17 protein-coding genes are annotated in these 25,718 nt (G+C 66.2%); 10 read left to right on the plus strand and 7 right to left on the minus strand.

What is annotated here, in order from left to right; genetic code table 11:
* The first annotated feature begins 7 nt into the window (after positions 1-7).
* Together AC6LJW_RS16305 and AC6LJW_RS16310 are read left to right on the plus strand one after the other, a co-directional pair.
* A complete protein-coding gene (locus AC6LJW_RS16305) occupies positions 8-337 on the plus strand; it encodes a DUF2818 family protein (protein WP_056568266.1) in 330 nt (109 codons plus the stop codon).
* 293 nt (positions 338-630) lie between these two features.
* The gene (locus tag AC6LJW_RS16310) at positions 631-2,892 is read left to right on the plus strand and encodes a TonB-dependent receptor (RefSeq protein ID WP_498087760.1); all 2,262 of its coding nucleotides are present in this window, start codon (positions 631-633) and stop codon (positions 2,890-2,892) included.
* Positions 2,893-3,454: 562 nt separating this feature from the next.
* On the opposite strand, the gene serB is transcribed toward AC6LJW_RS16310, so the two are convergent.
* Together serB and mfd are read right to left on the minus strand one after the other, a co-directional pair.
* On the minus strand, positions 3,455-4,312 hold the full coding sequence (gene serB / locus AC6LJW_RS16315; protein ID WP_056568259.1) for a phosphoserine phosphatase SerB: 858 nt from the start codon (positions 4,310-4,312) through the stop codon (positions 3,455-3,457).
* Between the two features lie 25 nt (positions 4,313-4,337).
* Positions 4,338-7,820: a transcription-repair coupling factor gene (mfd, locus tag AC6LJW_RS16320; protein WP_427984184.1), complete on the minus strand. Its 3,483-nt coding sequence runs from the start codon at positions 7,818-7,820 to the stop codon at positions 4,338-4,340.
* A 29-nt stretch (positions 7,821-7,849) separates the two neighbouring features.
* Between mfd and ispD the strand changes: the two genes are divergently transcribed.
* The 3 genes from ispD to AC6LJW_RS16335 all read left to right on the plus strand — a co-directional run bounded on the left by ispD (position 7,850) and on the right by AC6LJW_RS16335 (position 11,303).
* The gene (gene ispD, locus AC6LJW_RS16325) at positions 7,850-8,533 is read left to right on the plus strand and encodes a 2-C-methyl-D-erythritol 4-phosphate cytidylyltransferase (protein ID WP_056568254.1); all 684 of its coding nucleotides are present in this window, start codon (positions 7,850-7,852) and stop codon (positions 8,531-8,533) included.
* Positions 8,530-9,021, plus strand: a complete 492-nt coding sequence (gene ispF / locus AC6LJW_RS16330) for a 2-C-methyl-D-erythritol 2,4-cyclodiphosphate synthase (RefSeq protein WP_498087761.1) — start codon at positions 8,530-8,532, stop codon at positions 9,019-9,021. The genes ispD and ispF overlap by 4 nt, the downstream gene beginning before the upstream one ends.
* A 176-nt stretch (positions 9,022-9,197) precedes the next feature.
* Positions 9,198-11,303 (plus strand): DUF4344 domain-containing metallopeptidase, encoded by a 2,106-nt coding sequence (locus AC6LJW_RS16335; protein ID WP_498087762.1) that lies wholly within the window; start codon positions 9,198-9,200, stop codon positions 11,301-11,303.
* A 100-nt stretch (positions 11,304-11,403) separates the two neighbouring features.
* Here AC6LJW_RS16335 and AC6LJW_RS16340 read toward each other — a convergent pair whose 3' ends face one another.
* The 4 genes from AC6LJW_RS16340 to risA form a co-directional block, all read right to left on the minus strand.
* Complete coding sequence (locus AC6LJW_RS16340) at positions 11,404-11,922, minus strand: carboxymuconolactone decarboxylase family protein (protein WP_013392160.1); 519 nt, start codon at positions 11,920-11,922, stop codon at positions 11,404-11,406.
* A 76-nt stretch (positions 11,923-11,998) separates the two neighbouring features.
* Positions 11,999-12,547 (minus strand): peroxiredoxin, encoded by a 549-nt coding sequence (locus AC6LJW_RS16345; RefSeq protein ID WP_006217982.1) that lies wholly within the window; start codon positions 12,545-12,547, stop codon positions 11,999-12,001.
* A gap of 60 nt (positions 12,548-12,607) precedes the next feature.
* Positions 12,608-14,005, minus strand: a complete 1,398-nt coding sequence (gene risS, locus AC6LJW_RS16350) for a sensor histidine kinase RisS (RefSeq protein WP_056569466.1) — start codon at positions 14,003-14,005, stop codon at positions 12,608-12,610.
* 34 nt (positions 14,006-14,039) lie between these two features.
* Positions 14,040-14,774: a response regulator transcription factor RisA gene (gene risA, locus AC6LJW_RS16355; protein ID WP_003813882.1), complete on the minus strand. Its 735-nt coding sequence runs from the start codon at positions 14,772-14,774 to the stop codon at positions 14,040-14,042.
* 131 nt (positions 14,775-14,905) lie between these two features.
* On the opposite strand from risA, the gene tsaB reads away from it, so the two are divergent.
* Together tsaB and AC6LJW_RS16365 are read left to right on the plus strand one after the other, a co-directional pair.
* On the plus strand, positions 14,906-16,162 hold the full coding sequence (gene tsaB, locus AC6LJW_RS16360) for a tRNA (adenosine(37)-N6)-threonylcarbamoyltransferase complex dimerization subunit type 1 TsaB (RefSeq protein WP_498087763.1): 1,257 nt from the start codon (positions 14,906-14,908) through the stop codon (positions 16,160-16,162).
* Entirely contained in the window at positions 16,159-17,190 is a 1,032-nt protein-coding gene (locus AC6LJW_RS16365) for a uracil-DNA glycosylase (protein ID WP_498087764.1), read from the plus strand. The genes tsaB and AC6LJW_RS16365 overlap by 4 nt, the downstream gene beginning before the upstream one ends.
* 74 nt (positions 17,191-17,264) lie before the next feature.
* Here the strand turns inward: AC6LJW_RS16365 and lplT are convergent, their stop codons facing one another.
* Entirely contained in the window at positions 17,265-18,578 is a 1,314-nt protein-coding gene (gene lplT, locus AC6LJW_RS16370) for a lysophospholipid transporter LplT (protein WP_056568239.1), read from the minus strand.
* Positions 18,579-18,842: 264 nt separating this feature from the next.
* Here lplT and smc point away from each other — a divergent pair, with 264 nt between their 5' ends.
* Genes smc through ligA form a run of 3 tightly spaced genes read left to right on the plus strand, consistent with a single transcriptional unit; the run spans position 18,843 to position 25,595 of the window.
* Positions 18,843-22,376 (plus strand): chromosome segregation protein SMC, encoded by a 3,534-nt coding sequence (gene smc, locus AC6LJW_RS16375; protein ID WP_498087765.1) that lies wholly within the window; start codon positions 18,843-18,845, stop codon positions 22,374-22,376.
* A 46-nt stretch (positions 22,377-22,422) separates the two neighbouring features.
* Entirely contained in the window at positions 22,423-23,496 is a 1,074-nt protein-coding gene (locus AC6LJW_RS16380; protein WP_498087766.1) for a cell division protein ZipA C-terminal FtsZ-binding domain-containing protein, read from the plus strand.
* The gene (ligA, locus tag AC6LJW_RS16385; RefSeq protein WP_427984046.1) at positions 23,496-25,595 is read left to right on the plus strand and encodes an NAD-dependent DNA ligase LigA; all 2,100 of its coding nucleotides are present in this window, start codon (positions 23,496-23,498) and stop codon (positions 25,593-25,595) included. The genes AC6LJW_RS16380 and ligA overlap by 1 nt, the downstream gene beginning before the upstream one ends.
* Positions 25,596-25,718 lie beyond the last annotated feature (123 nt).

The raw sequence follows: 25,718 nt of genomic DNA on the forward strand, positions 1-25,718 counted from the left end.
AGCGGCCATGAACCAGACACTGGCGGTATGGCTGTTGATCGCGCTGGCGCTCGTCAGCGCGAATCTTCCTTTCCTGTCCGAGCGCGTTTTTGCCGTGCTGCCCTGGAAACAGGGCGGGGCGGCGGCGGTCAAGCCGTTCTGGATGCGCCTGATCGAAGTGCTGGTGTTCTACGCCATCGTCGGCGCGCTGGGTTTCGCGTTCGAGTCCACGCTGGGCAACCGCTTTGCCCAGACTTGGGAGTTCTACGCGATCACGCTCAGCCTGTTTCTGGTGCTGGCGTATCCTGGGTTTGTGTACCGGTATCTGTTCAAGCGGCATCCGCGTCTGCGGACTTGAAGACGCAGCGGCCCGCCCGCGTATCGATGCACCAAAGACGCCCCCGAACGGGGCGTTTTTTTATGCCGGCAGCAATACCGGCATCGGCCTTGCACGGCAAGAAAATCGCATGCAATCCGGCCCCTTTTTGACGTCTGATCCGTCCTGTGTTTTGCGCAAGATCAAAGCTGTTGTTTTTTTATCCTTTTGATTTGCAAGGACCTTTTGTTCAGGTTTCATTCAGCGCCGCCGTTCAGAATCGCAAACGACAAAAAAACAAGAATCGTTGTTGTTTACATTCTGGAGAAGTCGGTTTGAAGCCCCAAGATTCGTATTCGCTGAATACGCTCGCCACCTCGCTGGCCGCCGCCATTGCAGCGCCCGCGTTGTTCGTCAGCCCCTATGCAGCAGCCCAGTCCGCCGACGCCGGCGTGACGCAGTTGTCGCCCGTCCGCATCGAGGGCGAAAGCTCGTCGTACCAGACCTCGACCGCGCAGTCGCCCAAGATGACGGCGCCCTTGCTGGACACCCCGCGCACGGTGCAGGTCGTACCGCAGCAGGTGATCCAGGACCAGGCTGCGTCCACGCTGCAGGACGTGCTGCGCAACTCGCCAGGCATCACGTTCGGCGCCGGTGAAGGCGGCCGCCCGGGCGGCGACCTGCCGATCATCCGCGGCCAGAATTCCGCCGGCAGCATCTTCCTGGACGGCATTCGCGACAGCAGCACCCAGGTGCGCGATACGTTCAACCTGGAGCAGGTCGAGATCATCAAGGGTCCGGATTCGGTGTATTCCGGACGGGGCGGCGCGGGCGGCAGCATCAACATGGTCAGCAAGGCGCCGAAGGCCACGGACTTCACCGAAGCCACTGCGCAGATCGGGACGGACAACAACTACCGCGCCACCATCGACAGCAACTGGCGCCTGGGCGAGAAGGCGGCGTTCCGCCTGAACGTGATGGGCAACAAGGGCGACACGCCGGGCCGGGATGACGCCGTGGACTTCGAGCGCTGGGGCGTTGCGCCGTCGCTGATGCTGGGCGTGGGCACGCCGACGCGCATTACGCTGAGCTACTACCACTACCAAGACGACAGCATGCCCGACTACTCCATTCCGTATGACCCGAAGTCGGGCCAGCCGGTGACGGAGACGATGGGGGTGAGCCGCAAGTCGTTCTACGGCCTGACTGGCCGCGACTTCATGAAGACGCGCGATGACGTCGCCACGGTGGACTTCCAGCACGACTTCTCCGACAAGCTGCAACTGCGCAACGTGACGCGCTATGGCCGCGGCACAACCGATTTCGCGGCGACCAATCCCGACGACAGCAAGGGCAACATCCCGAATGGGCTGGTGTACCGCGCGCTCAAGTCGGGCTACCACGTCACCAAGACGTTCGCCAACCAGACCGACCTGACCGGCGAATTCGAGACCGGCAGCCTGAAGCATTTTTTCGACCTGGGCTTCGAGTACAGCAATACCAAGCAGGACAAGGACAGCTACACGCAGACGATCGCCCGTGGTCCGATGAACTGCAAGGTGAGCGCCACCGACCTGTCGAACCCGGCGCTGTGCACGTCGTTGTGGGATCCGAATCCCCACGACGACTACACCGGCAGGCTGACCCGCAACGACAATCCGGCCGTCTACAACACGGACACGCTGGCGCTCTACGGCTTTGACACCATCAAGTTCAACGAGCAGTGGCAGGCCAGCCTGGGCGCGCGCTGGGACAACTACCGCACCAGCGGCAGCAACATCGCGCGCGGCCGCAGCGATCCGGCCAGCACCCCCGCGTTCTACAGCACGAGCCGCGAGGACAACCTCTTCAACTATCAGGTCGGCCTGGCGTACAAGCCGGTGCCCAACGGCACCATTTACGCCACGTATGGCACCTCGTCGACGCCTTCCGCCATTGCCGGCGGCGCGATCAGCGATGCGACGTCGCTGTCGACGTCCTCGCTGGAGCCGGAAAAGAGCCGCACGGTGGAACTGGGCACGAAGTGGCAGGTGTTTGACGACAAGCTGACGCTGTCCGCAGCGGCGTTCCAGGACATCCGAAAGAACACCAGCGTGGCCGTGTCGGCAACCGAGGTGGCGCAGGTGGGCGAAGCCAAGGTGCGCGGCATCGAACTCGGATTCTCGGGCGCCATCACGCCGAAGTGGAACGTGTTCGGCGGCTACACCTTCATGGACAGCGAAATGACCAAGGGCGCGTACAACAGCGGCGCCGTCGGCCAGGATCTGCCCAACACGCCGCGCAATGCCTTCAGCCTGTGGACGACCTACAAGGTGCTGCCCAAGCTGACGATCGGCGGCGGCGCGTATTACGTCGACAAGGTGTACGGGAATTCGGACGCCACGAAAAACGCCGACGGCTCGCCCAAGGCACGCTGGGTGCCGTCGTATTGGCGCTTTGACGCGATGGCCGGCTACGAATTCAACGAGCACTTCTCGGCGCAGTTGAACGTATTGAACATCTTCGACGAGACGTACTACACCAAGGCCTATGCCGCGCACTACGCGGCGCTGGGCACGGGCCGGGCGGCGCTGCTGTCCCTGCGCGTACGGTACTGATCAAGGGGCGCCGCGTCAGCGGCGCCGACTTGCATGAAAAAAGCCACCTCGTTTGTCGAGGTGGCTTTTGCTTTTGAAAGGGGGGCTGGCGTCCGCTGCTGCACGGTGTCTGACACCCGTTGAGACATTGCTGCAAGCTGATGGTCATCTCCCTAGGGTGTCAGACACCTTGTCGAAGGTGGGCGTCCGCTGCTGCCCGGTGTCTGACACCCGTTGAGGCATTGCTGCAAGCTGATGGTCATCTCCCTAGGGTGTCAGACACCTTGTCGAAAGGGGTGGGCGGCCGCTGCTGCACGGTGTCTGACACCCGTTGAGGCATTGCTGCAAGCTGATGGTCATCTCCCTAAGGTGTCAGACACCTTGTCGAAAGGGGTGGGCGTCCGCTGCTGCACGGTGTCTGACACCCGTTGAGACATTGCTGCAAGGTGACGGTCATCTCCCGAGGGTGTCAGACACCTTGTCGAAGGTGGGCGTCCGCTGCTGCACGGTGTCTGACACCCGTTGAGACATTGCTGCAAGCTGACGGTTATCTCCCTAGGGTGTCAGACACCTTGTCGCGGGATCAGCTTTCGAACCAGTTCAGCACGCCGTCCAGCCCCGAGACATTCAGCGCGTAGCGCGTCTGCTGACGCACCAGCGGCTTGGCGTGGTAAGCCACCGGGAAGCCGGCGTTGGCCAGCATCTTCAGGTCGTTGGCGCCGTCGCCCATGGCGATGATCTGGTCTGTCGAGGCGCCGTGCGTGCGTGCGAATTCCCGCAGGTGCGTGGCCTTGGCGTCGGCGTCCAGGATGTCGCCCAGCACGCGGCCGGTGAGCACGCCGTTTTCGATTTCAAGGGTGTTGGCGTGGGCGCTGTCCAGGTTCAGGCGGGCGCGCAGGCGTTCGGTGAAGAACGTGAAGCCGCCCGACACCAGCAGCACCTTGATGCCGGCGGCCTGGGCCGTGGTGATCAGGCGCTCGGCGCCGGGATTCAGACGCAGCTTTTCCTCGTAGACCTGGTCCAGCGCACCCGCCGGCGCGCCCTTGAGCAGCGCCACCCGGCGGCGCAGGCTTTCCGCGAAATCCTTGATCTCGCCGCGCATGGCGGCTTCGGTGATTTCCGACACCTTGTCCTTCACGCCGACCACGCCCGCGATCTCGTCGATGCACTCGATGTTGATCAGGGTCGAGTCCATGTCCATGGCCAGGATCTTGCAGTTGGCCAGCTTCAGGCCGGCGGGCACGAAGGCGGCGTCGACGCCGCGCGCGTCGGCCCAGGCGCACACCACGGCGCGCGTCTCGTCGTCATGCTGCACGTCGAGCAGGCGGGCCGCGGTGTTGCTGATGCGCGCCACGCCCTGGGCCTGGGCCAGGGCGGCGAGCTGCTCGGCATGTTCGATGGCGAGGCCGGGGGATTGGACGACGAGATTGTGGGTAGTCATGGCGGATGGATAAAGGTGTCGGGAATTACTTGAGGGCGCGCAGGACGGCGCGCACGGCGTCGGCGCGGGCCGGAACTTGTGGCGCCTTGATTTCAACGCGCAACTTGTCCTGCCCAGCCAGCTTGATGTGGCGCTGCCGCTGCACGAGCTCGATGATGCGGGCCGGATCGACCGAGGTCTTGGGACCAAACTGGATCAGCGCCTGGGTTTCGCTGGCATCGATCTTGACGATGCCCAGCGGCTGGGCCGCCAGGCGCAGGCGGTGCGTGGCCAGCAGCGTCTGCGCCGCTTCAGGCAGCTTGCCGAAGCGGTCGATCAGCTCTTCCTGGATGCGGATCAGGTCGTCTTCGTCGGCCGCGTGCGCCAGCCGCTTGTAGATGGCCAGCCGCGCGTGCACATCGGCGCAATAGTCCGACGGCAGCAGCGCCGGGGCGTGCAGGTTGACTTCGCACGCGAGGTTGAAGGGCGCGTCCAGGTCGGGCTCTTCGCCCGCGCGCAGGGCGCGCACGGCCTCGTTGAGCATCTCGTTGTACATCGAGAAGCCGACTTCCTGGATGTTGCCCGACTGCGAATCGCCCAGGACTTCGCCGGTGCCGCGGATTTCGAGGTCGTGCATGGCCAGGTAGAAGCCGGAGCCCAGCTCTTCCATGGCCTGAATGGCTTCCAGCCGCTTCTTGGCGTTGCTGGTGATCGCGTCCTCGCCCGGCGTCAGCAGGTAAGCATAGGCCTGATGGTGAGAGCGCCCGACGCGGCCGCGCAGTTGGTGAAGCTGCGCGAGTCCGAAGCGGTCCGCGCGGTGGATCACGATGGTGTTGGCGCTGGGCACGTCGATGCCGGTTTCGATGATGGTGGTGCACAGCAGCACGTTGTAGCGCTGCTGATAGAAGCCCTTCATCACCTGTTCGAGCTCGCGCTCGGGCATCTGGCCGTGCGCAACGGCGATCCGGGCCTCGGGCACCAGTTCTTCGAGGCGCGCGCGCCGGTTGTGGATGGTTTCGACTTCGTTGTGCAGGAAGTAGCACTGGCCGCCACGCTTGAGCTCGCGCAGCAGGGCTTCGCGCAGCGTGCTGCCGTCCTCGCGCCGCACGAAGGTCTTGATGGCCAGGCGTTTTTGCGGCGCCGTCGCAATGACGGAAAAGTCGCGGATGCCCTCCAGCGACATGCCGAGCGTGCGCGGGATCGGCGTGGCGGTCAGCGTCAGCACGTCGACCTCGGCACGCAGCGACTTGAGCGCTTCCTTCTGGCGCACGCCGAAACGGTGTTCCTCGTCGATGATGACCAGGCCCAGGCGCTTGAACTTCACGTCCTTCGACAGGATCTTGTGCGTGCCGATGACGATGTCGACGCGGCCATCGTTGATGCCTTCAATGGCGCTGGAGACTTCCTTGGCCGAGCGGAAGCGAGAGAGTTCCACGACGCGCACGGGCCAGTCGGCAAAGCGGTCGGAGAAGGTCTGCGCATGCTGCTCGGCGAGCAGGGTGGTGGGGCACAACAGCGCCACCTGCTTGCCGTTGGCGACGGCCAGGAAGGCGGCGCGCAGGGCGACTTCGGTCTTGCCGAAACCGACGTCGCCGCACACCAGGCGGTCCATCGGCCGGCCGGAGGTCATGTCGCTGATCACGGCCTGGATGGCGGCGGCCTGGTCGGCCGTCTCTTCGAAGCCAAAGCCCTCGGCAAACGCCTCGTAGTCGTTCAGCGGCAGGTTGAACGCAAAACCTTCGCGCGCGGCGCGCTGCGCGTACAGCGCCAGCAATTCGGCGGCGGTGTCGCGGACCTGCTTGGCGGCCTTGCGGCGGGCCTTGTCCCATTGGCCCGAGCCCAGTTGGTGCAACGGCGCGGCCTCGGGGTCGGCGCCGCTGTAGCGCGCGATCACGTGCAGTTGCGACACGGGCACGTACAGCGTGCTGCCGTTGGCGTACTCAAGATGGAGGAATTCCATCTCGCCTTCGCCCATGTCCATGTTGACCAGGCCGTGGTAGCGCCCGATGCCGTGCTGGGCGTGGACGACGGGGTCGCCCTCGCGCAGCTCGGACAGGTCGCGCACCATGGCTTCGACGTTGCTCGCGCGTTCCTGGTCGCGCTTGCCGCGGCGGCCGGTGGTTGCCAATCCGGGGTAGAGGTCGTTCTCGGTCAGGAAGGCGAGGTTTGCTTCGGGCAGTTCAAACCCGATGCCCACCGGCGAGGCGACGATGCCGAAATGCGCGTCCGAGGCCAGAAAGGCCTCGATGGTATCGGGCTGCGCATCGGGCGTGACGCCGAACTCGTTCAGCATTTGCACCAGGGTTTCGCGCCGGCCGGCCGAATCGGCGCACAGCAGCACGCGGGTGTGCCGCTTCTGCACCAGCGTGCGCAGCTTGGCGATGGGGTCTTCGGCGCGGCGCGCCACGCTGACATCGGGCGCGGCCCGGAAGTCCGGGTGCGGCTGGCCCGTGGTCAGCGACAGGCGGCGGAACGCCTTCAGCCGGCCATACAGCGATTCATTGTCCAGGAACAGGGCGGACGGCGGCAGCACGGGGCGTTCGCGGTCGCTTTTCAGGAAGCCGTAGCGGCTGGTCGTGTCCTGGTTGAAGCGCTGGATCGCGTCGTCGATGTCGCCCACCGTGACCATGACCGTGCCTTCGGTCACGTAATCGAACAGCGTGGCGGTTTCTTCGAAGAACAGCGGCAGGTAGTACTCGACGCCGGCAAACGGGATGCCGTTGCCGATGTCTTTATAGGGCAGGGCGCGGGAAGGATCGCCTTCGAAGATCTCGCGAAAGCGCGCCCGGAACCGGTTGCGCGAGTCTTCGTCCATCGGGAACTCGCGGCCCGGCAGCAGCTGCACCTCGCGCACGGGGTAAAGGCTGCGCTGGGTGTCGACGTCGAAACTGCGGATCGTCTCGATCTCGTCGTCGAACAGGTCCAACCGGTACGGCACCACTGAGCCCATCGGGAACAGATCGATCAGGCCGCCGCGCAGGCAGAATTCGCCCGGCGAGGTCACCTGCGTAACGTGGTTGTAATTGGCCAGCGTCAGCTGCGCGCGCAGCGCCGCTTCGTTCAGCCTGTCCTTCTGCTTGAACGAGAACGTGTAGGCAGCCAGGAACGAGGGCGGCGCCAGGCGGTACAGCGCCGTGGTGATGGGCACGGTCAGCACGTCCACCGTCTTCGTCATCAGCGAGTGAAGCGTGTGCAGGCGCTCGGAGATCAGATCCTGGTGCGGCGAGAACGCGTCGTAGGGCAGCGTTTCCCAGTCGGGCAGTTGCCGCACGCGCAGGCCGGGCGCAAACAGCTGGATTTCCTCGGCCAGCCGCTGCGCTTCGAGGGGCTCGGCGGTCAGGATGACCAGCGGCACGCCGGCTTGGCGCGCCAGATCCGCCAGCAGCCAGGCGTCGCCGGAGCCCGGCGGCCGGGGCTGGGCGTAGCGCGTGCCGGGCTTCAGCGCGGACAGGGTGGGGACCGTGGCGGGGACGGGCGGTGCGGCCGTGGCGAAGGAGGAAGGGGCGGGCATCAGGCTGGAAGCGGACATCAAGCGAACGATTATAAAATCTCCGCACCATGTCTGACTCAATCATCGCAATCGTGCCCGCCGCCGGCGTCGGCGCCCGCGCCAGCCGGCCCGGGCACGAAGCCGTTCCGAAGCAATACCGTCCATTGGCCGGACAGCCCATGCTGCGCCACGCGGTATGCGCGTTGCTGGCCGACGCACGCGTGTCGCAGGTGCGCGTGGCGGTCACGCCGGGCGACGGCTGGGTCGACGCCGCGCTTGCCGGCTTGCCGCGCACCGTCTGGCGTGCCTGCGGTGGCGCGACGCGCGCCGATACGGTCGCGGGTGCGCTGGCCGACAGCGGGGTCGAAGACGATACCTGGGTGCTGGTGCACGACGCGGCTCGCCCGGGTTTGCCCGCCGCGGCGTTGGGACGGCTGATCGACGCGTGCCTGGCCGACCCGGTGGGCGGGCTGCTGGCCCTGCCGGTGGCCGACACGGTCAAGGGCGGCCATGAGCGCGTGGAGCGAACGCTGGATCGCAACGGCCTGTGGCTGGCGCAGACGCCGCAGATGTTCCGTGCGGGCGTGCTGCGCGATGCGCTGACCGCGGCCTCGGTAAACGGCGTTACCGTCACCGACGAGGCCTCGGCCATCGAGGCCGCCGGCTATGCGCCGCTGCTGGTCGCGGGCGCGATGCGCAACTTCAAGGTGACGTGGCCGGACGATTTTGAACTGATGGAAAAATGGCTATGAGCATTCCTTTTCGCGTGGGGCAGGGCTTTGACGTGCACGCGCTGGTCGAAGGCCGGCCGCTGATCATCGGCGGGGTCACGATCCCCCATACGCATGGCCTGCTGGGCCATTCGGATGCCGACGTGCTGCTGCACGCGATCACCGACGCGCTGCTGGGCGCCGCGGGCCTGGGCGACATTGGCCGGCACTTTCCGGATACCGATCCGGCGTTCAAAGGCGCCGACAGCCGTGTGCTGCTGCGCGAGGCCATGGCGCGCGTGAGCAAGGCGGGCTGGAAGCCGGTCAATATCGACGCCACGCTGCATGCCCAGGCGCCCAAGATCGGCCCGCACGCCCCTGCCATGGTGAAGAACATCGCCGCAGATACCGGCCTGGCCGAGTCCGAGGTCAACATCAAGGCCAAGACCAACGAAGGCCTGGGCTACTTGGGCCGCAAGGAAGGCATCGCGGCCACGGTCGTCACCTTGCTTGCGCGCGCGGACAGCTGACGCGCCATGCCCATCGTGGCGTTCGCGCCACGCCCTCCCTTCGAATAGACAGCCGCCCGTGCCGCCAGGCCGGGCGGCTTTTACGTTGGAATACATCTTTAACAAATAAATAAGCGGATCGCTTTGTTCTGACTTACGCTGCGCGACTTGAAATCTGACTAATCAGGGACACTCAGATGCGACTACGTGGCGCGGGGCTACTTTTTGTGCTGGCCGCTTTTGCTACCTCCGCCCACGCGGCCTATGAAAAGCAGCTGGGTCCGTTGGCCGGCACGGTCAAGCAGCAGCTTTTGCAGGGCTGGCACGTCGGCGAGCAGGACGGCTGGTTCACGCTGCGCAACAGCGACGTGCCGGGCGGCGAGCAGACGTTCTACGTCAACCCGGGTCCCGCCCCGGAGAACGGCCGCATCACCGATGTCAACGTGATGGTCACCTCGAAGAGTCCCAAGGCGTCGATCGGCATCGCGCTGAACAACACGGCGCGCAAGGGCCTGTGCCTGCTGGAGATCCGCGCGGACCGCAACATCCTGCTGTTCTGTCTGGAAGGCCAGAAGCGCCGCGACATCGCGTCGGTTCCCAACGTCGCCAAGCTGGACGGCACCGACCGCATCCGCGTGGTGGAAGTGCCGGGCGCCGCGCGCTTCCTGGTCAATGGCCAGAAGATTGGCGATATCGAGGATGAGGCCGCACTGGGCAGCGAAATCGGCATCATGGCCTATGACGAAGGCACGTTCGGGATCGCCGATTTCATGATCATCTCGGACGTGGCCGGCAAGCCGGTCGGGGTCGGAGCGCAAGGGGCCACCGGACAGGGCAGCGCCGGACAGGGCAGCGCCGGGGCAGGCGCGCCCCGCGTGCCGTCGGCCGCGTCGCCGCCCGCCCAGTCCCCCGCCGACAACACGCCCGCGCTGGCCGGCGCCGGTCCGTATCCCCGCTTTGGCGGCGACACCCTGCGCATCGTCGCGGTCTACATCGGCATCATGCGCAGTATTTTCCTGCACGAGTTCGGGCACGCCCTGATCGGCGAGCTGGAACTGCCGTCCACGGGCGCGGAAGAAGACGCGGTCGACATGTATTCGGCCTTGCGGATCGTCGAGCCCACCATCTACCCGTCCGACAATGAGGACGTCAACGTCATGGCCCGCGAGGCCGCCACGTATGCGGCCCTGCAGTGGTATTACAGCGGCATGCTGGCGGAGAAAAGGGGGGCGTCGACAAATTCGGCCTGGCAGGACGAGCACACAGGCGACTTGAAGCGCTTCCGCAACATGCTCTGCATCATGTATGGCGGTAATCCGGCCGTCTTCGAAACCGTGGTCAAGCACGTCGGGTTCGAGGACCGGACCAAGTCACGTTGCACCGACGAATTCAACAAGCAGAACCGTGCCTGGCGCCACCTGTTGGCACCCCACACCCGCGTGGGCACCTGGACGCCAGACGGCCAGCAACCGGCCAACGCGCCCGGCGCGCCGGTCAACGTGGTGCTCGAACCCTCCAAGCGCAAGATCGGCAACCTGTTCGCGACGGCCCTTTCCAACGCCGTCACAAACAGCGTCAAGGACCTGGGCAAGACCTACGTCCTGCCGCGGCCGATCAATGTGACGTTCAAGGATTGCGGCCAGTTGAACGCCTGGTACAACCCGCGTGAGGGGTCGATCACGATGTGCTACGAGCTGATCGAGAACATCGCGGTGATGATCTCCGACATCGAAATGGGCACGGTCGGTGGCGAGGTCGTTGCCAACAAGGGGGGCGGTGCGCAGACAGCGCCGCGGCAAGCCCCCTCGGCGGGGCAGGGCATGCCCGCGTTGCCCGCCGGCGCCTTCGACGAACTGAAGGACTTCGGCGTGCCGCCGACCAGCCTGCTGTTCTCGTCGCCTTACCGGGGCCCGACGCCCGTCAAGCACACGCGCGCCGACGTCATCACGACGGGCGACCTGGTCAAGCTGATCAATAACGAGAAGAACATCCTGATCATCGACACCAGCGCGGGGCGGGATACGCTGCCTATCGCCTACCCGCTGCCCGATGCCGGGTCGGACGGCAGCGTCGCGGACCACCTGCAAGGCGCGCTGGACGACTGGCTGAAGAAGAAGACCGGCGGGCAGCGCAACGCGCCCATCGTGTTCATGGGCGCGGGCATGAATGACCGCTCGGCCTACAACGGCGCGTTGCGCGCGGGGTCGCTCGGCTGGCGCGCCTATTGGTATCGCGGCGGCATGGAGGCCTGGACCGCCAACGGCCTGCCTACCGCGCCGGTGAAACCCGCCGCCGGAAAATAGCCCGGCGTTCTACTTGCTCGCAATGGCGCCGCGCCACCGGCAAAAGAAAAAGCCCCCCTGCGTGATGGAGGCGGGGGTTTTTACGGGCGGCGAGGGCTGCTTACTTGCCCTGGGCGGCCAGCGCCAGCGCGGCGGCGTTGACGACGGCGGCGATACGGCCGGCATCGCGCAGCTGTTCGGTCGACAGGCCGTCGTTCTTCAGGTTCTCGTAGTGCGAGGCCACGCAGAAGTGGCACTTGCCGATGATGGACGCCACCAGCGCGAACAGCTCGAAGCGCTTCTTGTCCACGCCGCCGTGGGTGGCGTAGGCATTCATGCGCAACTGGGCCGGCAGGCTCTTCAACTGGGCGTCGCCGGTCATCTCCACGTAGGGATACCAGGTGTTGTTCATGCCCATGAGGGCGGAGGCGGTCAGCGCGGCGTTCGCGTCGCCTTCCGACAGGCCGCTCTTGAAGGCTTCAACCAGCACCGGGCTGCGCGCGGCATAGGCGGCGGACAGGGCGGCGCCGACGGCGTCTTCGGGAGCCAGCGTCGAGCGGGCGATCACGGCGTCCAGATTCAGGCGGATGTCCTTGGCCCAATCCGGGAGCTGTTCCTTAATGGTCGTAAGAAATTCCATAGTTTTTACCTATAATCTAGCGCAGTTAAAGCCCGGCGCGGGCCCCTGCAGGGCAGGGTCCGGACCGGGCTGGAAATTACAGCGTGGCGCCGCCAACCGTACGGTTGCACGGGCACAGTTCGTCGGTTTGCAGACCGTCGAGCAGACGCAGAACTTCTTCGGGGTTACGGCCCACGTTCAGGTTGTTCACCGAAACGTGCTGAATCGTGTTGTCCGGGTCAACGATGAAGGTGGCGCGCAGGGCAACGCCAGCACCCTTTTCACGCACGCCCAACTGGTCGATCAGGGCGCCGGTGGTGTCGCCGAATTGGTAGTGACCCAGCTTGTTCAGGTCCGGGTGCTCACGGCGCCAGGCCAGCTTGACGAATTCGTTGTCGGTCGAACCGCCCAGCAGGACGGCGTCGCGGTCTTCGAAATCCTTGGCCAGCTTGTTGAAGCCGACGATTTCGGTCGGGCAAACAAACGTGAAGTCTTTCGGGTAGAAGTAGATCACCTTCCACTTGCCGGGGAACGAGCTTTCGGTGATGTCTTCGAACGCGGACACGCCGTTTTCTTCGTGCTGGTTGAAGCCGGGCTTGACGCCGGTGACCTTGAAGGGTTCGAGTTTGTCGCCAACAGTTTTCATGTTTACTCCCGTAGTTGTTGGGTGGAGATGAGGCATCGCCCCAAAACCATAAATTCTACGCTATGGATTATCGTTGTCTAATTGATAATTCCTAAACTTGGCTTTGGGCAGCTCTATCCGCGCGGTCAGTCCGCCGCCCTCCCGGGGCAGCATTCGAAGCGACCCCCCGACGTGCTTAAGCAGGCGTTCGACGATGGCCAGACCCAGTCCCGCGCCACTGACGCCGGTGCGCGCGGCCTCGCCGCGGGAGAACGGGCGAAGCAGGCGGTCCACGTCCTCGGGCGCGATGCCGGGGCCGCGATCGGACACCTCGATGACGATCATGCTGCCTTCGGCCTGCAATGTCATGTTCAGGTGCGCCATGCCGTCGTCGGGCGAGCGGCCGTAGCGGCGCGCGTTCTCGATCAGGTTGCTGACGATGCGCTTCAGGTCCAGGGCGGTGATGCGGGCGCGCAGGCCGGGTTCCAGCGAGGCGTCCAACTCGCCGCCCAGCGAGGCGGTGTGGCTGCGTTCGCGTTCGTACAGTTCGGCCAGCACGGCGGAAATGTCGGTGGCCAACTGCGGCAGGGTGCCCGCGGGACGGGCGTACTCCATGAGCTGCCCGATGCTGTGGTCGATCTGGCCCAGGTCTTCGTCGATGGCCTGCCGCGCGTCTTCGGACACGCCGCTGAGCTCGATTTCGAGCCGCATGCGCGCAAGAGGCGTGCGCAGGTCGTGTGAGATGCCCGCCAGCATGAGCTCGCGGTCGGCCTCGGCCTGGCGCAAGTCCTTGGCCATGCGGTTGAACGACGCATTCAGGTCGCGGATTTCCAGCGGGCCCTGTTCGGGCAGGGCCGCGGGCGTTTCGCCGCGCGACAGCACCTGGGCGGCTCGCGCCAACCTGGATAGCGGCCGGTTCACGAAGCCCACGCTGACCGCGGCGCCCACCAGAGACAGCAGTAGCGCCGTGGCGCCCCAGCCCAGCCACTCGATCCCGCCTGTGAGGCCTATCTGTTCACGCTCGAACACCAGCCAGTACAGGTCTTTTTCGATCTGGAAGCTGACCCAGAAGCCGGGCACCTGGTTCACGCCCCAGGCGATCTGCGTTTCCGGGCCGAAGCGCGTGCGGATGTGCTGCGCCACACGCTGCCAGTAGTCGTCGTCGGGAAGGGCTTCGGCGAAGTCGGTGACTTCGCGCGGATAGACCTGGATACCTTCGTTGGTGGCCAGGTCGAGAAGGAGCTTGCTGCGCTCGCCGTTATGCGAATAGATCAGCGCGGTGCGCGTGATATTGACGGCCGTGATCACCCGCTGCGCCATTTGATTGGCGCGCGGTCCCAGCTCCATGCTGAAAAATACTTGAAGCCACGCGCCCAGGCTGACCAGCATCAGCGCGGCGAGCAAAAGGAACGTGCGGCCGAACAAGCCGAGCCGCAAACGGGATGTCAGGTTCCTGAATGTTCTGCGCAAGCGCGGCACGACGCTGCGCTCCTGCACCGGGCGGGCCAGCCGATCAGCTACCACCGTCCGGCACGAACACGTATCCTAGACCCCAAACGGTCTGGATGAATACGGGCTTGGACGGGTTCGGCTCGATCAGTTTGCGCAGACGCGAGATCTGGACGTCGAGGCTGCGATCGAAGGCTTCGTATTCGCGGCCGCGGGCCAGTTCCATGAGCTTGTCGCGCGACAGGGGAATCTTCGGATGGCGCGCAAAGACCTTGAGCACCGAGAATTCACCCGTAGTGATGGGCACCTGTTCGCCGTTGCGCGTGAGCGTGCGGGTGGACAGATTCAGCACGTAGGGGCCGAAGGCGATGGATTCGTTTTCCTGGCTGGGGGCGCCGGGGTGTTCCTCGGTGCCGCGGCGGCGCAGAATCGCATTGATGCGCGCCAGCAGTTCGCGAGGATTGAACGGCTTGGACAGGTAGTCGTCCGCGCCCATCTCAAGGCCGACGATGCGGTCGATTTCTTCCGCCTTGGCCGTGAGCATGATGATGGGGGTGTTGTCGTGGCCACCGCGCAGCCGGCGGCAGATGGACAGACCATCCTCGCCGGGCAGCATCAGGTCCAGCACGAGCAGGTCAAAATGCTCTCGTTGCCAGAGTTTGCCCATCTCTTTGGCGTCTTCGGCGACGAAAACGTTGAATCCCTGTTCGGACAAGTACCGGCGCAACAGATCGCGCAAGCGCGGATCGTCGTCAACGACGAGGATTTTTCGGGTGGGGGTGGTGTTTTGCGTGTTCATGGCCGGAAATGTAACAGTGACAAGAACCCGGGGCTAGAGGGCGTTCACAAGATATTACACATTGCGAACCCTGGTTGAAATCCCCCTTACACCCGGGGGTAACAGCGGCTTATTTCGTACAATCTGCATCTATGGAACTAAACCTGCTGGCACTGGAAACTTCGTCGTCACGTTGTGGCGTGGCCCTTTTGCGGGCGGTCGACGGCCGTCTGGAGATCAGCGTCCGCGAACACGAAGGATCACAGGAACACGCCGAGCGCCTACTGCCTATGGCCGATGCGCTGCTTGCCGAGGCCGGCATCGCGCCGTCCGGCTTGCATGCCGTGGCGTTCGGGCAGGGGCCCGGCGGCTTTACTGGCCTGCGCGTGGCCTGCGGGGTCGCCCAGGGCATGGCCCTGGGGCTGGGCATCCCGGTGTTGCCCATTGTTTCGCACCAGGCCGTGGCCGCCGACGTCGAGAGCACGCCCGGCGACGCGATCGTCGTGGCCCTGGACGCCCGCATGAACGAGGTATATCTGGCAGTCTACCGCCGCCGCGACGCGGCGGGCGATGAATCTGTCTGGGAAACGCTTCAGGCCCCCATGCTGATTGCCGCCGCCGAGGTCGTGCCCTGGACGGCGCACCATCTGCCGAACTGGTCGGCCCGGACTGGCCAGCCTCTGACGCCGCTGCTGGCCGGGGATGCCTGGGAGGCCTATGCCACCGACATGGCCGTGCCCGCCGAATGGCGCCGGGCCGTCGATGCCCAGCGGCCGCAGGCCGCCAGCGTGGCGCGGCTTGCCCGCCAGGGTTGGTTGCGGGGCGAAACGCTCGCGCCGGAGCTGGCCGCGCCGCTTTATGTGCGCGACAAGGTGGCGTTCACCACCGCCGAGCGCCTGCGTGGCGAGGGCGGCAATCCCAAGGCGCAGCCCTCGCTTGCCGCGCCGGTCCCGCAGCCCATGACGGATGCCGATCTGGACGACGTCGTGGCCCTGGAGGCCCAAGTGCAGGCCTTCCCATGGACCCGCGGAAACTTCACGGACGCGCTGGCGTCGGGCTATGGCGCCTGGACCTTGCGGCGCGAGGGCAAGCTGGCGGGCTTTTGCATCCTGATGTTTGCGCCGGACGTGGCGCATCTGCTGGTGATTGCGGTGGCCCAGGACCTGCATCGCCAGGGGTTGGGCGGCGTGATGCTCGACTGGTGCGAGCAGCAGGCGCGCGAACGCGGGCTCGAAGGCCTGCTGCTGGAAGTGCGGCCGTCCAACATGTCCGCCATCAGTTTCTACAAGGGACACGGCTACCTGCAGATCGGCATCCGCCGTGCCTATTACCCTGCCCAGAAGGGCGGCCGCGAGGACGCCATCGTCATGCAGAAGCGCTTCGGCGAACCCCACGGAGCACCGGCATGAGCCCGATGGATGCCGCGCCGCGCCAGGCGCCGCCCCGCATCAACCCGTTGCAGCGTATCTGGCTGCGCGAGCTTGGCATGGAGCGGCTGTGGCTGCGCACGCCGGCCGCGGCGCTGGCCGCCGCGCCGAACGCCAAAACGGCCGCGGTGGCGCCAGCCGCCGTGTCCGATGGCGTGCCGAACGCTGCGGCGCATTCCCCTGTCGTCGCCGCGGCTCCCGTGGAAGTGCGGCGTCCCGGCCCGGCGATTGTGCCGGCGGCCGAAGCCTCCCCGGCCGCTGCACCCGCCGATACACCTGTCAGCACACCCGCCGTTGCGCCCGCCAAGCCGGCAGAGCCGGCAACGGGACGCGCATCAGCCATTCCCGCTTCGATCCTGAACCGCACCGGCCCCCCGCCGCGTCCCGCGCCGAAGGTCGAGGTCCAGGAAGCGGCGCCGCCGCCGATTCCCGTGGCCGAGGCCGTCAAGGATGCCAATCTGGAGCAGCTGGCGGCGCAGGTCGTGGCGTGCGCGGCGTGCGGCCTGTGCAAGGGACGCCGCCATGCGGTCGTCGGGCAGGGCGCCCAGCCCACCCGCTGGCTGGTGGTGGGCGAGGCCCCCGGCGAACAGGAAGACCGCCAAGGCCAGCCCTTCGTGGGCCGGTCCGGCCAATTGTTGGACGCCATGCTGGCGGCGGTGGGCATGAGCCGCGAGCGGGACGTTTTCATCACCAACGTGATTAAGTGCCGTCCCCCGGGCAACCGCAATCCCAAGCCCGAGGAAATCGCGGCCTGCAGCCCGTACCTGATGCGGCAGATTGCGTTGCTGAAACCCGAGCGCATCCTGGTGCTGGGCCGGTTCGCGGCGCAGACGCTGCTGGGCACCGACGCCACCATCGGCAACCTGCGCGGCCGCGTCCATCACCTGAAGACGGACGAAGGCGTGCAGATTCCGGTGGTCGTGAGTTACCACCCCGCCTATCTGCTGCGCAGCCCGTCCGAGAAGGCGCGCGCCTGGCAGGATCTGAAGCTGGCCGCCCGCGAACTGTAGCGGGCAGCGGGCAATAAAAAACCGGGCGTCTGCCCGGTTTTTTGTTGCTGCATCAAGCACTTGGCGCGTTTGCCTCAGTGCGTCGAATCCAACGCGCGGCCATGGCCTTCCTGGCCGATCTGGTCATGCAGGTCGGGGTTGGCCTGCATGTTGCGCTTGCTCCAGCGCATGAACACCACCATCAGCACGGCCACCACGGTGCCGAAGATGACGATGATCACGTTGATCGGCAGTTGCAGCCACAGCAGCAGCGTGTACATCGCCACCATGAGCAGGATGTTGAGTTGTTCGTTGAAGTTCTGAACGGCGATCGAATGGCCCGCCGACAGCAGCACGTGGCCGCGGTGCTGGAGCAGGGCGTTCATGGGCACTACGAAGAAACCGGCCAGGCCGCCCGTCAGCAGCAAGAGGAGATAGACGCTCCAGGGCTGGTAGACCAGCGGCATCAGCAGCACGACGAGACCCATCATGGCGCCGACCGGCAGCACGGCGAGCGCGCGGCGCAGCGGAATGCGCCCGGCCAGGATCGACCCGACCACCGTGCCCAGCGCTGCCACGCCCATCAGCATCGAGGCCTTGTCGAGCTGGTAGCCCAGATGGCTGCGGCCCCATTCGATGACGATGAGCTGCAGCGTGGCGCCGGCGCCCCAGAACAGCGTGGTGACCGCCAGGGAAATCTGGCCCAGCTTGTCCTTCCACAGCACGCAGACGTAACCCCAGAAGGTGCGGATCAGGCGCACCGGGTTCTTCTGCTGGGGCGGATAGCGCACGTGCGTGCGGGGAATCATCAGGTTGCACAGCGCCGCCAGCAGGTACACGAAGGCGATGACAAGGATGGCCGCTTCGGCCGGCGTGTGGACCAGGCTGCCAATGAAGGAGTGGCTGAGCAGGGCGGTGGATACCGACGAGGAGATCAGGAGGCCGCCCAGGACCGTGCCGAGGATGATGGAGAAGACCGTCAGGCCCTCGATCCAGCTATTGCCCTTGACCAGCATGGTCGGCGGCAGCATTTCCGTCACGATGCCGTACTTGGCGGGCGAGTAGGCGGCGGCGCCGATGCCCACCACGCCGTAGGCGGCGCAGACCAGCCAGGTCTGGTATTCGGGGGCGACGCCTATGCTGGCGTACGAAAACATCAGCAGACAGCCCGCGACCTTCAGGGCATTGGTGGAGAACATCACGCGGCCCTTGGGGTAGGAGTCCGCGATGGCGCCGACGAAGGCGGCCAGCACGACATAGGCCAGCGCGAACGACCATTTCATCATGGGCGCCAGCCAGTCAGGGCCGTGCAACTCCTGTATCAAGGCGATCGCTGCGATGAACAGCGCATTGTCCGCCAATGACGAGAAGGCCTGCGCCGCCATGACCAGATAGAAACCACGTTTCAAGAATGTCCCCGTTCTTCGGCCAGAGCCCGGCCAGTCCGCGTGAAAATTATGTGTCGTGCCAAAAAGTGTCAGGGAGTATAGCCGGAGCCTTGCGGCCAGCCATTGCGCGTTTGCCCGCGGGTTGCCCGGCCCCAACGTCTGGGTTCAGACTGCCTGCGGTATCATACGACCCATATGAGAGCCGGCCCTTCTTGGGCCGGTTTGCAATCTGTGCGGCAGGTCCGTTAACGCCTTTCGTTCAACCCACCCCGTCGTCATCGTACTGTGCGCCTTACTCAGCTCAAACTCGCCGGCTTCAAGTCCTTCGTCGATCCCACCGTCATCCCCGTGCCCAGCCAGCTGGTCGGCGTGGTGGGGCCCAATGGTTGCGGCAAATCGAACATCATTGACGCCGTGCGCTGGGTGCTGGGCGAGGCCAAGGCGTCGGAACTGCGTGGCGAGTCCATGCAGGACGTCATTTTCAACGGGTCGGGCAACCGCAAGCCGGCCGCCCGGGCCTCGGTCGAAATGGTGTTCGACAACAGCGAGGGGCGCGCTGCGGGACAATGGAGCACCTACGCCGAAATCGCGGTGCGCCGGGTCCTGACCCGCGACGGCACCAGCAGCTATTTCGTCAACAACCAGCAGGTCCGGCGTCGCGACATCCACGACATCTTCCTGGGCACCGGCCTGGGCGCCCGCGGCTACGCCATCATCGGGCAGGGCATGATCAACCGCCTGATCGAAGCCCGTCCCGAAGAACTGCGCGTCTTCCTGGAAGAAGCAGCCGGCGTGTCGCGCTACAAGGAACGCCGCCGCGAGACCGAAAACCGCCTGTCCGACACGCGCGAGAACCTGACCCGCGTCGAAGACATCCTGCGCGAACTGAACAGCCAGCTCGAAAAACTGGAAGCCCAGGCCGAAGTGGCCACGCGTTACCGCGAGCTCCAGGCCGACGGCGAGAAGAAGCAGCATTCGCTGTGGTTCCTGAAGGAAACCGGGGCGCGCGAAGAGCGCGCCAAGAAGGCCCAGGAGATGGCGCAGGCCCAGAACGAACTGGAAGCCGCCATCGCCGGGCTGCGTGCCGGCGAGGCCGCGCTGGAATCCCGGCGCCAGGCCCATTACGCCGCCAGCGACGCGGTCCATACCGCCCAGGGCGCCCTGTACGAGGCCAATGCCCAGGTCAGCCGCCTGGAAGCCGAAATCCGGCACGTGGTCGACTCCCGCAACCGCTTGCAGGCGCGCCGCGATCAACTCCAGCAGCAGATCGCGGAATGGACCAGCCAGCGCGAGCACTGCACGGAACAGATCGCCCAGGCTGAAGACGACCTGGCCGCCGCCGCGGCCCGCACCGAAGAGGCGCGCGCCACCGCTGAAGACGCGCAGGCCGGCCTGCCCTCGGTCGAGCAGCGCGTGCGCGAAGCCGCCGCCGGCCGCGACGAGATGCGCGCGGCCCTGGCCCGCGTCGAGCAGAACCTGGCGCTGGTCGCACAGACCCAGCGCGATGCCGACCGCCAGATGCAGACGCTGGAGCAGCGCCGCGAACGCCTGCAACAGGAACTGCGCGAACTGCACAGCCCCGACCCCGAGCGCCTGGAACAGCTGGCTGGCGACCGCGCCGCCGGCGAAGACCAGCTCGAGGCCGCCCAGGAAGAACTGGCCACGCTGGAAGGCCGTGTACCCGAGGCCGACGCCGAGCGCAGCCGTGCCCAGGGCGGCGCCCAGACCGAAGCCCAGAACCTGGCCCGCCTGGAAGCCCGTTTGTCCGCGCTCGTGAAGCTGCAGGAGGACGTGCAGAAGCAGGGCGCGCTGGAACCGTGGCTGGCCAAGCACGAACTGGCCGGACTGTCGCGCCTGTGGCAAAAGCTGCACGTCGAGCCGGGCTGGGAAACCGCCCTGGAATCGGCGCTGCGCGAACGCATGGCCTCGATGGAGGTGCGCAACCTGGATTGGGCGCGCGCCTTTGCCGAAGACGCGCCGCCCGCCCGGCTGGCGTTCTATCAGTTGCCCGTCGCGGCGCCCGCACCCGCGGCGCCGGCCGGCTTCACGCCGCTGGCCAGCCTGCTGCGCATCACCGATCCCGACCTGCGCACGCTGCTGAACGAATGGCTGGCCGGCGTCTATACGGCCAATGACCTGACCCAGGCCCTGGCCCTGCGGGCGACCCTGCCCGCCGGCGCCGCCTGCGTGGTCAAGGCCGGCCATCTGATCGACGCGCACAGCGTGCGTTTCTACGCGCCCGATTCCGAACAGGCCGGCCTGCTGGCCCGCCAGCAGGAAATCGAGAACCTGCAGCGCGAGATCAAGGCCCAGCAACTGATCGCCGACCAGGCGCGCGCCGCCGTGGCCCGCGCGGAAGCCGCATGGCAGCAGGTGTCCCAGGCCATCTCCCCGGCGCGCACCCGCGTGGCCGAGGTCACGCGCCGGGTGCACGACATCCAGTTGGAACACTCCCGGCTGCAGCAGCAGGCCGAACAGTCCGGCGAGCGCGCCTCGCGCCTGCGCCAGGACCTTGAAGAAATCAAGGCGCACGAGGAAGACCTGCGCGCCACCCGCGAAGAGGCCGAGGCCCGCTTCGAAACGTTGGACGAAGAACTGGCCGAGCACCAGTCCAAGTTTGCCGATGCCGAAATGGACGGCGAGACGCTGGCGGCGCAAGCCGAGGCGGCCCGCACCCGGCTGCGCGAACTGGAGCGCGCCGCCCAGGAAGCCGAATTTGCCGAGCGCGGCATCCAGGTGCGCATCACCGACCTGCAACGCAACCAGCAACTGGCCGCCGACCAGAGCCAGCGCGGCGCGGTGGAACTTGAACACCTGATGGGCGACCTGGTCGAGCTGGACGCGTCCGCGTCGCAGGCCGGCCTGCAGGACGCCCTGGAAATGCGCGCAGAGCGCGAGGAAGCGCTGTCGCGCGCCCGCCAGGAGCTCGAGAACCTGGCCGCCTTGCTGCGGGGCGCCGACGAAGACCGCCAGCAACAGGAGCAGACCCTGGAACCGCGCCGCGCGCGCATCATGGAACTGCAACTGCAGGAGCAGGCCGCGCGCCTGGCCGAAGAGCAGTTCACCGAACAGCTCAACGCACGCGAAGTCGACCGCGAGGAACTTGCCCAGTTTTTGGCCAACCAGCCCGACGAATGGCGCCGCGCAAGCTGGCTGCAACAGGAAGTCGGCCGCATCTCGCGCCAGATCGAAGCGCTGGGCTCGGTCAACCTGGCCGCGCTCGACGAACTGAACACCTCGCGCGAACGCAAGGGCTTCCTGGATTCGCAGCACCAGGACCTGATGACCGCCATCGAGACCCTCGAAGACGCCATCCGCAAGATCGACCGCGAGACGCGCGAATTGCTGCAAGAGACGTTCAACATCGTCAACGGCCACTTCGGCGAGCTCTTCCCCAAGCTCTTCGGCGGGGGCGAGGCCAAGCTCAGCATGACCGGCGAGGAAATCCTCGACGCCGGCGTGCAGGTGATGGCGCAGCCGCCGGGCAAGCGCAACAGCACGATCCATCTGCTGTCGGGCGGCGAAAAGGCGCTGACCGCGACCGCGCTGGTGTTCGCGCTCTTCAAGCTGAACCCCGCGCCATTCTGCCTGCTGGACGAGGTGGACGCGCCGCTGGACGACGCCAACACCGAGCGCTATGCGAACTTGGTCGCCAACATGAGCGAGCAGACGCAGTTCCTCTTCATCTCGCACAACAAGATTGCGATGCAGATGGCAAAGCAATTGATCGGCGTAACCATGCAAGAGCAAGGGGTTTCGCGTATCGTTGCGGTAGACATAGATTCGGCCGTCCAGATGATGGCCTCCGAAGCGGCATAAACCCAATATTGAGAAAGGCGCCGCCTTCCTGGCGCGGGATTTATACATGAGTGATTTGCAGATCGGGCTGATTGCCCTGGGCGTCTTGCTGATACTGCTGGTGTTGGGATTCAACTGGTGGCAGGACCGTCGCGTCCGTCGCAAGATGCAGAGCCATTTCCCCACCTCCGAACAGGATCCGCTGCTGGGCGCGGGTGCGGGGGCCGCAAGCGCCGCCCCGGCCGGCGCTGCCCGGCGCGAACCCGGCATGGGCGGCGAACCTGCGCGCGTCCAGCCCGGCCAGCCTGCGCCCGTGGATCCCGGCAGCGATGCCGACGACACGGAAGAACCCGATCCCGCCTGCGAAGTGGTCATCGAAGTCAACTTCGCCGAGCCCGTGCGCGGCTCGGATCTGCTGCCCTACATGCAAAGCCTGCGCAGCGTGGGCCGCAAACCCATGCGCGTGTTTGCCGAAACCGACCAGCGCCGCCACCGCGCGCGCGTCCATTCGGGCGAGTCCTATGCGTCCATGCAGCTTGCCGTGCTGCTGGCCAACCGCAGCGGTCCCCTGACCGCCATCGAATGGTCGCAGGCCTGGGCGCGTGCCCAGGACATGGCTGAACGCTTCGACGCCACGATTGAAGGGCCCGACCAGCAAGCCGTGCTGGAGCAGGGCGCCCGCCTGGACGACACCTGCGCGGCCCTGGACACCCAGGTTGGCCTGACCCTGCTGCTGGGCTCGGCCCAGCCGGCGGCCGAAGTGCTGGCCGTGGCACGTGACATCGGTTTTGTTGCCGACGGCAACCGCCTGGCCTGGCCCAACGAGAACGGCGTGGCCCGCTTCACGCTGGCCCGCGCGGACGGCGCGGCCTTCGACGCGGGCATGGGCGGCATCGAGCGCCTGTACCTGCTGCTCGACGTGCCTTGCAGCCCCGCCGACACCCGCGCGTTTGGCCGCATGGTCGACGTGGGCCGCGACCTGGCCTCGCGCCTGCGCGCCGAACTGGTCGACGATCAGGGCAAGCCCCTGGCCGACGGCTCCGAGACCGTCATCGACGAGCGCCTGCAGGTCCTGTTCGGCCAGCTTGAACAAGCGGGCCTGCCCGCCGGCAGCGAGCGCGCCCAGCGCGTGTTTGCCTGATGGCCAGCGGGTCCGGCGAGAATCCGGCGCAAGCCGCCGCGCGGCTGCGCGCCGAGATCGAACAGCACAACGTCCGTTATTACGTTTACGACGAGCCCTCCGTCTCGGATGCCGAGTACGACGGGCTGATGCGGGATTTGCAGGCCCTCGAGGCCGAGCACCCGGATCTGGTCACGCCGGAGTCTCCCACGCAGCGCGTGGGCGCCGCGCCGGTGTCCGCGTTTGGCAGCGTGCGCCACGTGGTGCCGATGCTGTCGCTGAACAACGCGTTTTCCGAAGAGGAAGTCGCCGCCTTTGACCGCCGTGTCACCGACACGCTGCGGGGCGCTGGCATGCTGGGGCCTGCGCAGCAGCCGGACTACTTCTGTGAGCTCAAACTCGACGGCCTGGCGATCAGCCTGCGCTACGAGGACGGCCGTCTGGTGCAGGCCGCCACCCGCGGCGACGGCCAGACGGGCGAGGACGTCACGTCCAACATCCGCACGATCAAGGCGATTCCGCTGCAACTGAAGGGCGCGGCCCCGAAGGTGCTGGAGGTGCGCGGCGAGGTGCTGATGAATCGCGCCGACTTCGAAAAGTTGAATGCGGCGCAGGCCAAGCGCGACGAAAAGATTTTCGTGAATCCCCGCAATGCAGCGGCGGGCAGCCTGCGCCAGCTCGATCCGCGCATCACGGCCAAGCGGCCGCTGCGCTTCTTTGCCTATGGCTGGGGCGAGGTCCAGGGCCTGCCCGGCTCGCAAAGCGGCCAGTTTGATGAATCCTCGGCCGGCGCGGACCAGGCGTCGCAACTGCCTGAAAAATCCCACGGCGCCATGCTGGAATGGCTGGCCTCGCTGGGGCTGCCGGTCAATGTGGTGCACAACCACCGGGCAAGCGGCGCGGAAGGCCTGATGGACTTCTACGCCAAGGTGGGCGCCGTGCGCGCGAACCTGCCCTATGACATCGACGGCGTGGTCTACAAAGTGGACTCCCTGCCGGCGCAGAAGGTGCTGGGCTTCGTGGCGCGCGCGCCGCGCTTTGCATTGGCGCACAAGTTTGCCGCCGAAGAGGCCACCACGACGCTGGTGGACATTGAAGTGCAGGTGGGCCGCACGGGCGCCATCACCCCCGTCGCGCGGCTCAAGCCCGTGTTCGTGGGCGGCGTCACCGTCACCAACGCCACGCTGCACAACGAAGACGAGATCCGCCGCAAGGACGTGCGCATCGGCGACACGGTCATTGTGCGGCGCGCCGGCGACGTGATTCCCGAGGTGCTGGCCCCGGTTTTGGAAAAGCGGCCCGAGGACGCGCGGGAATTCGTCATGCCGACGGAATGCCCGGTCTGCGGATCGGCCATCGAACGCCTGGAAGGCGAGACCATCGCGCGCTGCACCGGGGGCCTGTTCTGCGGCGCCCAGCGCAAGCAGACGCTGTGGCATGCCGCCAGCCGCAAGGCGCTGGATATCGAAGGCCTGGGCGAGAAGCTCGTGGACCAATTGGTGGACAGCGGCCGCGTCAAGACGCTGGCTGACCTGTACAGCCTGCGTCCGCTGGAGCTCGTGGGCCTGGACCGGATGGGCCAGAAGTCCGCCGACAATCTGGTGGCCGCCATCGAGAAGGCGCGCTCGCCGAATCTGTCCCGGCTGCTGTTCGCGCTGGGCATCCGGCATGTGGGCGAGACCACTGCGCGCGACGTCGCGCGGCACTTCGGCAGCATCGACGCCATCATGGATGCGGATGAAGACGCCTTGTCGTCGGTGCCCGACGTTGGGCCTGTCGTGGCCGCGTCGATCCGCCATTTCTTTGCCGAGCAGCACAACCGCGACGTGATCGGGCAGCTCAAGGCGCAGGGCGTGAACCCCGTTGCCGAAGCCGCGCCGCAAGCCGACACGCTGGCCGGAAAGACCTTCGTGCTGACGGGCACGCTGCCGACCTGGACGCGTGAAGAGGCTTCGATGCACATCCAGGCGGCCGGCGGCAAGGTCAGCGGCTCGGTGTCCAAGAAGACGGCCTATCTGGTGGCGGGCGAGGACTCCGGCAGCAAGCTGACCAAGGCTCAGGAACTGGGCGTGCCGGTGCTGGACGAGGACGGACTGAAGGCGCTGTTGGGCGTTTCCTAGCCAGGAGACCTTGCCGCGTTCGAATGAAGGGCTGCACGCCACCGGCGTGTGGCCCTTTTTGTTGCTTGCTGGGGGTGGGTGTCAGACACCCCGCAGAGATAGTCGTCAGCCTGGGGCGGGTCT

This window comes from Achromobacter sp. 1012554356, assembly GCF_059760815.1.

Coding starts and splice junctions, on each gene's coding strand:
- AC6LJW_RS16335 (WP_498087762.1), top strand. CDS start 9,198: ATGCGACTACGTGGCGCGGGGCTACTTTTTGTGCTGGCCGCTTTTGCT.
- AC6LJW_RS16365 (WP_498087764.1), top strand. CDS start 16,159: ATGAGCCCGATGGATGCCGCGCCGCGCCAGGCGCCGCCCCGCATCAAC.
- AC6LJW_RS16345 (WP_006217982.1), bottom strand. CDS start 12,547: ATGAAAACTGTTGGCGACAAACTCGAACCCTTCAAGGTCACCGGCGTC.
- ispD (WP_056568254.1), top strand. CDS start 7,850: ATGTCTGACTCAATCATCGCAATCGTGCCCGCCGCCGGCGTCGGCGCC.
- AC6LJW_RS16380 (WP_498087766.1), top strand. CDS start 22,423: ATGAGTGATTTGCAGATCGGGCTGATTGCCCTGGGCGTCTTGCTGATA.
- ligA (WP_427984046.1), top strand. CDS start 23,496: ATGGCCAGCGGGTCCGGCGAGAATCCGGCGCAAGCCGCCGCGCGGCTG.
- mfd (WP_427984184.1), bottom strand. CDS start 7,820: ATGTCCGCTTCCAGCCTGATGCCCGCCCCTTCCTCCTTCGCCACGGCC.
- tsaB (WP_498087763.1), top strand. CDS start 14,906: ATGGAACTAAACCTGCTGGCACTGGAAACTTCGTCGTCACGTTGTGGC.
- AC6LJW_RS16305 (WP_056568266.1), top strand. CDS start 8: ATGAACCAGACACTGGCGGTATGGCTGTTGATCGCGCTGGCGCTCGTC.
- risA (WP_003813882.1), bottom strand. CDS start 14,774: ATGAACACGCAAAACACCACCCCCACCCGAAAAATCCTCGTCGTTGAC.
- ispF (WP_498087761.1), top strand. CDS start 8,530: ATGAGCATTCCTTTTCGCGTGGGGCAGGGCTTTGACGTGCACGCGCTG.
- AC6LJW_RS16340 (WP_013392160.1), bottom strand. CDS start 11,922: ATGGAATTTCTTACGACCATTAAGGAACAGCTCCCGGATTGGGCCAAG.
- serB (WP_056568259.1), bottom strand. CDS start 4,312: ATGACTACCCACAATCTCGTCGTCCAATCCCCCGGCCTCGCCATCGAA.